We start from the raw sequence: 6581 nt of genomic DNA on the forward strand, positions 1-6581 counted from the left end.
CCCCCCCCCCCCCCCCCCCCCAGTACTCCCACCCGGGCCGCCCCTTCCCGTACAGCCAGTCCTGGAACAGATCCTTCAGGCCCACGTCCGTGCGCTGCTGACAGAACGCGATGAAGTCCTGTGAATCGGCGTTGGCGTGGCGGTGCTGGGCCGGCCACTCCTTCAGGATGCGGAAGAACGTCTTCTCGCCCACGGCCCTGCGCAACTGCTGGAGCACCATCGCGCCGCGCTCGTAAACGGGCGTGCCGGTCACGTTCTTCGCCGTTCCCGGATCACCGGGCGGGAAGTCCCACAGCGCGTCGTCCTGCGCGCTGCGGTAGAGCTCCTCGAAGCGCTCCTGCGGCGACTTCCCGCCCTCGTGCTCGGCCCACAGCCACTCCGCGTACGTCGCGAAGCCCTCGTTCAGCCAGGTGTCCCGCCAGGTCCTGGGCGTCACCGAGTCGCCGAACCACTGGTGCGCCGTCTCGTGCACCACGGTGGCCACATCCGGCGCACCGTTGTAGAGCGGCTTGGTCTGCGTCTCCAGGGAGTAGCCGACGGTCGAGGGCGGGGTGTCCACGATCGCGCCCGCGGCGGAGAAGGGGTACGGGCCGAACTTCTCCGCCGACCACTTCAGGATCTCCTCCAGCCGCCCCAGCACCTCCTTGCTGCCCGCGGCCTCGTCCGGGTCCACCGCGACGTACAGCGGCAGCCCGTTTGCGGTGGTCCGCGTGCGCACCTCGAAGCGCCCGATGGTGGCGGTGGCCAGATAGCTCGCCATCGGCTCGGGGCTGTGCCACCGGAAGGTGGTGCGGCCGCCCTTCGTGCCGCTGCCGCGCAGCTCCCCGTTGGCGACGGCGGTGTACCGCTCGGGCACGGTGATCCGGAAGTCGTAGGCGGCCTTGTCGGCGGGGTGGTTGTTGCAGGGGAACCACGTCATCGCCCCGGCCGGCTCGCCCACCACGAACGCGCCGTCCTCCGTGGCCACCCAGCCCTCCACGGAGCCGTCGGGGTCCTCCATCGCGCCCGGCCGCCCGCCGTAGCGCACGGTGGTACGGAACGCCGCGCCCTGGCGCACCGCCGCCTTCGGCCGCACCGTCAGCTTGTCCCCCGCGCGGGAGAACCGCGCCTCCTGGCCGTCGACCCGCACGCTCCTGACGTCGAGCCCCTTCAGATCGAGCCGGAAGGAGGCCAGGTCCTGGCCGGCGGCCGCCCGCGCGGAGATCTCCGCGGTCGCCTCCAGGCCGCCGCGGTCCACGTCGTAGTCGAGATCCAGCCCGTAATGGCGGACCTCGTAGCCGCGGTTGCCCAGCTCGGGGAAGAGCGGGTCGCCCATCGACCCCGTACGGTCGGCGCCGCCCGCCGCCCCGGCCCTGCCCTGCCCCGCCACCTGGGCCCGGTCCGTGCTGGGCGCGCCCGGACCGCCGCCGCCCGCGCAGGCGGACAGCGGCGCCCCGGACAGCAGCAGCGCGAGAGCGAAGGCGGTGGGACGGCGCGTACGGCGGTGGGGGAGGGGCCGGCGGACCACGGGGCTCCTAGGGTCAGGGGCGGCACTGCCCCGACCCTAGGCGCACGGGCCGTCACCGGCGGGGCTTTGCGGCCCGCCCCACCTCCGCCTCACACGGCTGCCGCACAGACCGGCCGCGGAGGGCTGCCACCGCCGTACGTACGGGCTTCACGCCGCCATCATCCGTACCCGCTCCGCGCCCCCTTCCAGCTGCCGCCGCTCGGCCCACCCCGTCAGCGCCGCCCCGCACGCGTGGTCCAGGTGCCGCAGCCCGGACAGGTCCAGTTCGACCTCCCGGTCGTGCGGCAGCGCCTCCAACTGGTCCAGCAGCTTGGGCAGCCGCAGGAAGGTCGCGTTGCCCACGGCCCGCACGCGCACCGGGCCCGTACCGCCGAGCCCGTCCACCTCCAGATGCACGTGCGAGGTCTCCCACGCCGACTTCGCGACCGCCATCAGCAGCCCGATGATGACGCCCTCGAACATGTTCGTGGCCACGATCGCGATCGCGGTGACGGCCAGCACGACGGCCTCGCCGCGGTGCTCGCGCCACAGCGGCACGAACGCCTTCACCGGGATCAGCTTCCAGCCGGCGTGCACCAGCACACCCGCCAGCGCCGCCACCGGAATCACCCCGAGCGCCGCGGGAAAGGCCGCGGCGAACACCAGCAGCCACACCCCGTGCAGCACCCGCGAGGCCTTCGTCTTCGCCCCGGCCTGCACATTCGCAGCGCTGCGCACGATCACCGCGGTCATCGGCAGCGCGCCCAGCAGCCCGCACACCGCGTTGCCCGCGCCCTGCGCCATCAGCTCCTTGTCGTAGTCGGTACGCGGCCCGTCGTGCAGCCGGTCCACCGCCGCCGCGCTGAACAGCGACTCCGCCGAGGCGATCAGCGTGAAGGCCAGTACGGTCCCCACCGCCCCCAACAGCGCGCCGCCCGCCACCAAAGCGGCGAAGCCGTCGGCCCCGGGCGGCTGGACGGCGTCCAGCAGCCCCTGCACCTCGACCCGCGCCACCGGCAGATCCAGGGCGAAGACCGCGATGGTCGCCAGCGCCACCGCCACCAGCGGCGCGGGCAGCACGCGGGCCGCCTTCTTCCAGCGCGGCCACAGCACCAGTACGGCGACGGTCCCGGTCCCCACCGCCAGCGCGGACAGCGCCGTCGGAGACGCGAGCGTGTCGGCGACCAGAGCGGGCAGCCCGCCCAGATTGGCCAACCCGCTTCCGGGCGCCTTGGCATCCGTCAGGGCGTACAACTGCCCGGCGATCAGCACCAGCCCGATGCCCGCGAGCATCCCCTGGACCACCGCCACCGAGATCGCCCGGAACCAGCGGCCGAGCTTGAGGGCGCCCATCGCCAGCTGGAGCGCGCCCGCTATCAGCACCAGCGCGCCCAGCGCGCCTAGCCCGTACTCCTTCACCGCCTCGTAGACCAGCACCGTCAGACCGGCGGCCGGACCGCTGACCTGGAGGCTGCTGCCCGGCAGCAGCCCGGTCAGCAGGCCGCCGACGATGCCGGTGACCAGGCCGAGTTCGGCCGGTACGCCCGAGGCGACCGCCACGCCCACACACAGCGGGACGGCGACGAGGAAGACCACGACCGACGCCGTGAAGTCGGCCCGCAGCAGCCGCGCCCTACTGCCTCGCTCCTGTTGCTCTTGACGCATGCGTTCTCTCTTCGATGACCTCTGCATGAGGGATGCCTCCAGCCAGATGCAGACGGGTGCCGCGCCACCGGGCCCGGGGCGTGCGCCATCGGCGTCACGCGGCGCGACCGGCCGGAACCTGCTCAGGGCCGGTCACACCGTCCGTACGCGCCGTACGCGGCACATGTGGTGCGGATGAGGGTGAGATGAAGGTGATTCGCTGAACTTCTGTGCTGCGCGCGGGAAGGGGGAGGTCCCGTGACGGAAACTCTCAGCAGCGGAAGACGCCGAGCCCGACGGACAGTTCGCCCGATCTCGACAGGGGGACGGCGCGGCGCCCGGTCAGGGGGACGGCCGCGGCCGGTTCGATGGGGGAGGAGGCGGGGCAGCCGCACGCGCCCGCGGTGCGGTCACCGGTGTCCGGCGACGGCGCGCCCGCCGACGCCCGGCCGGACCTGCGCGCCTGGCAGTCGTCGTGCCCGTCCTGCGCCCCGCGCTCGTCGTCGATCACCGGCCGCACGGGCGATTTTGGGGCGGCCCCCGGTGTCTGCACGGCGGACTGCTGCGGGTGCGCCACCGGTACGAGCCGGTCGGCCTCCGCCGAGGCGCCCTCGGCGCCGAGCAGCAGCGTGAGCAGTACGACCAGCGCGATGGTCAGGGCGCGCCAGGGGCGTATCCGCGGGTCCGTGCCCGTCATCCCCTCGCCTCCCTCCGCTGGACAGTCAACTCCATTGTGTCCAAGGAGGAGTGGCCACGGGCGAGTCATCGTGTAACCGTCACGTTAACGACGGATTACCCCCCAGCAACCGACCACTTCCTCCCCCACCTAGCTGTGGGCATGCGTGGCGCTAGGGGCGAGGGGGCCCCTGCTCGAGCGAAGTCGAGAGCTCGGGGGAGGGTGGGCACAGCGGCACCCCCACGGCGGGCAGCCGCCCAACGCACCCCCACCCCCCACCGGCCCGCGCGGTGAAAGGATGACCCCGCCACACTCCACATGCCCCACCGGCGAGGTGAACGCAGAATGGCCCAGAAGGTCGCAGTACTCGGCACCGGAAAGATCGGCGAAGCCCTCCTCAGCGGAATGATCCGCGGCGGCTGGGCCCCCACGGACCTCCTGGTCACCGCCCGCCGCCCAGAACGCGCAGCCCAGCTCCGCACCCGATACGGCGTCGAATCGGTCACCAACGCCGAGGCCGCCAAGACCGCCGACACCCTCATCCTCACGGTCAAGCCGCAGGACATGGGCACCCTCCTCGCCGAGCTGGCCCCGCACGTCCCCACCGACCGCCTGATCATCAGCGGCGCGGCCGGCATCCCCACCACCTTCTTCGAGGAACGCCTGCCCGCCGCCACGCCCGTGGTCCGCGTCATGACCAACACCCCGGCCCTCGTCGACGAGGCCATGTCCGTCATCTCGGCGGGCACCCACGCCACCGCCACCCATCTCACCCTCGCCGAGGAGATCTTCTCCACCGTCGGCAAGACCCTGCGCGTCCCCGAGACCCAGCAGGACGCCGCCACCGCCCTCTCCGGCTCCGGGCCCGCCTACTTCTACTTCCTCGTCGAGGCCATGACCGACGCCGGCATCCTGCTCGGCCTGCCCCGCGACAAGGCCCACGACCTGATCGTCCAGGCCGCCATCGGCGCCGCCGTCATGCTCCGCGACAGCGGCGAACACCCCGTCAAGCTCCGCGAGAACGTCACCTCGCCGGCCGGCACCACCATCAACGCCATCCGCGAACTCGAGAACCACGGCGTCCGCGCCGCCCTCATCGCCGCCCTGGAAGCCGCCCGAGACCGCAGCCGCGAACTAGCCACCGGCAACGGCTAACCCCCCCCACCGTGGCCACACGTGCCGCTGGGGGCGAGGGGGCCCCTGCTCGAGCGAAGTCGAGAACTTGGGGAGGGTGGGCACAGCGGCACCCCCACCGGCGGGCAGCCGCCCATCCCACCCGCACCACCCCGCGGCACGCGCCCCGCCCCTCAGCAGGCCGGCATCAGCCCCACGGCCTCATACGCCGCGGACACCCGCGGCCGAGCCATCCCCCGAGCCCTCTCCGCCCCCTCCCGCAACACCGAATCCACAAACCCCTCATCCGCCACCAGCGCAGCATGCCGCTCCCGCACCGGCCGCAACATCTCCACCACCGCCTCCGCCACATCCTTCTTCAAGGCCCCGTACGACGCGTACCCCTCCGCCAGCTTCTCCGGAACCCCACCCGTCGCCGCTGCCAGCACGTCCAGCAGATTGGCCACCCCCGGCCGCGCCTCCCGGTCATAAACGACATCGGAATGCGCATCGGTGACGGCCCGCATGACCTTCTTCCGCACCACTTCCGCCTCATCCAGCAGATAAATGATCCCGGCGGTCCGCGCGTGCGACTTCCCCATCTTCGACGTCGGCTCCTGCAGATCCATGACCCTGGCCGCAACCTTCGGATTCGTCGCCTTGGGCACCACGAACGTCTGCCCGTACCGCTGGTTGAACCGCACCGCCAGATCCCGCGTCAGCTCCACATGCTGCGTCTGGTCCTCACCCACCGGAACCTCATGCGTCCCGTACGCGAGGATGTCCGCCGCCATCAGCGCCGGATAGGTCAGCAGCGACAGCCGCACGCTCCCGCCGCTCTCCCGCTCCCGCTCCGCCTTCTCCTTGTACTGGATCATGCGCCGCATCTCGCCGTCGGTGGCCGTGCACTCCATCAGATACGCCAGCCGCGCATGCTCATCCACATGGCTCTGTACGAACAGCGTGCACCGCTCCGGATCCAGCCCCGCCGCCAGCAACAGCGTCGCCGCCTGCCGACTGAGCCTGCGCACCCGCGCCGGATCGTGCTCCACGGTCAGCGCGTGCAGGTCCACCACACAGAACAGCGCCTCGGCCCGGTGCTGGTCCTCCTCGGCCCACTGCCGCAGGGCCCCCAGGTAGTTCCCCAGCGTCAGGTGCCCGGTCGGCTTCACACCACTGAAGATCCGCGTCATCTCTCTCGTTCTCCCGTCCCATCGGGACCGCCGTCCTCACCGGCCGGCTTCGGGATCCGAGGCTCCAGATACGCGAACGGCCGCCGAGGCGGCGGCCGTTGTCATGCATGCGCTGTGGTCGGCCGCCGTCAGGCGGGCCACCACTGTCGTACGAGCGCACGCGAAGTCATGCCGCCCACCGTACGCCTCTCACCCCGTCTTGGCACAGGTTTGATGCGCCTCACCCCCTCGTGTAGTGTTCTCCGAGTTGCCAAGGAGCCACCTGGCCCCGAGGCAGCCACCTCACGCCGCACCGGCGGCACACCACTACTCGCACGGCCCCCATTCGGGAAAAATTTCGGCATGCCGAAATTCTGACCGAAGACTCAATTATGAGTCACCGGGAAAAGCCGCTAAAGTAGAGGCCACGCCGGAAGGCGCGAAAACCCCCTCCGACGGGGAATCGGAAACAAATCCGAACCGGAAACGG

5 protein-coding genes are annotated in these 6581 nt (G+C 71.8%); 1 reads left to right on the plus strand and 4 read right to left on the minus strand.

What is annotated here, in order from left to right:
• The 3 genes from AC4IJH_RS42940 to AC4IJH_RS42950 all read right to left on the minus strand — a co-directional run.
• Nucleotides 1-1315 (minus strand): M1 family metallopeptidase (locus AC4IJH_RS42940; RefSeq protein WP_490857482.1); only part of this gene is annotated, 1315 nt, incomplete at its 3' end.
• A gap of 339 nt (nt 1316-1654) precedes the next feature.
• Nucleotides 1655-3151 (minus strand): SulP family inorganic anion transporter, encoded by a 1497-nt coding sequence (locus tag AC4IJH_RS42945; RefSeq protein ID WP_490857478.1) that lies wholly within the window; start codon nt 3149-3151, stop codon nt 1655-1657.
• 250 nt (nt 3152-3401) lie between these two features.
• Nucleotides 3402-3827, minus strand: a complete 426-nt coding sequence (locus AC4IJH_RS42950; RefSeq protein ID WP_490857479.1) for a hypothetical protein — start codon at nt 3825-3827, stop codon at nt 3402-3404.
• A gap of 324 nt (nt 3828-4151) precedes the next feature.
• Between AC4IJH_RS42950 and proC the strand changes: the two genes are divergently transcribed.
• Nucleotides 4152-4961 carry a pyrroline-5-carboxylate reductase gene (proC, locus tag AC4IJH_RS42955; RefSeq protein ID WP_490857480.1) on the plus strand — a complete coding sequence of 270 codons (810 nt, stop codon included), beginning with the start codon at nt 4152-4154 and terminating at the stop codon, nt 4959-4961.
• A 152-nt stretch (nt 4962-5113) separates the two neighbouring features.
• Here the strand turns inward: proC and trpS are convergent, their stop codons facing one another.
• Nucleotides 5114-6112, minus strand: coding sequence for a tryptophan--tRNA ligase (gene trpS / locus AC4IJH_RS42960; RefSeq protein ID WP_490857481.1), 999 nt, complete (start codon nt 6110-6112; stop codon nt 5114-5116).
• Between the last annotated feature and the right edge of the window lie 469 nt (nt 6113-6581).

The organism is Streptomyces sp. UF-297 (assembly GCF_058245575.1).

Bases quoted from the DNA above. Each gene is read 5' to 3' on its own strand.
- AC4IJH_RS42945 (WP_490857478.1), bottom strand. From the start codon at position 3,151: ATGCGTCAAGAGCAACAGGAGCGAGGCAGTAGGGCGCGGCTGCTGCGG.
- AC4IJH_RS42950 (WP_490857479.1), bottom strand. From the start codon at position 3,827: ATGACGGGCACGGACCCGCGGATACGCCCCTGGCGCGCCCTGACCATC.
- proC (WP_490857480.1), top strand. From the start codon at position 4,152: ATGGCCCAGAAGGTCGCAGTACTCGGCACCGGAAAGATCGGCGAAGCC.
- trpS (WP_490857481.1), bottom strand. From the start codon at position 6,112: ATGACGCGGATCTTCAGTGGTGTGAAGCCGACCGGGCACCTGACGCTG.